We start from the raw sequence: 399 nt of genomic DNA, 5'->3' as shown, positions 1-399 counted from the left end.
AAACCTGCACGAACCCAGGTCCCATTAGCAAGATTGACAGCTCTTCTATCTACGTCTATCGAAGCACGTAATCCTGCTGCATCGCCTGCATTGAGGACAACAGGAAGCTGCATACTCATAACAACATGCGCATCACAAGGCGGCGGCTTCCTTTATGCCTCCACCGATTTGGCGTGCCTGCGCTACCGCATAGGCCGTCTGAAAGCCGGCCGCCTGCTGTACGTCGTCGACCACCGCCAAGCCCTGCACTTCGAGCAACTCTTTCGCGGCGATTTTTTTGCCGTTTTCGACGGTAAAAAAATTCTCGCCGTGAAACGCCGTGCCGGCCGGAACGACTTTCTTGAAGGCATTCAGCAGCCTGCTGTTTGCCAAATCCTCTTTCTCATCGCCTTCGGGCTT

1 pseudogene is annotated in these 399 nt (G+C 54.4%); it reads left to right on the top strand.

Going from position 1 to position 399, the window contains the following annotated elements:
• Nucleotides 1-135 precede the first annotated feature (135 nt).
• Nucleotides 136-264 (top strand): annotated as a pseudogene (gene argS / locus ACRPFF_RS11330) (arginine--tRNA ligase); the annotation flags it as partial.
• Nucleotides 265-399 lie beyond the last annotated feature (135 nt).

The organism is Neisseria sp. SLRRB23, assembly GCF_050896295.1.
GTDB lineage: Bacteria > Pseudomonadota > Gammaproteobacteria > Burkholderiales > Neisseriaceae > Neisseria.
The sequence above is the reverse complement of the archived record's forward strand: the minus strand, read 5'-3'. Positions and strand labels throughout refer to the sequence as shown.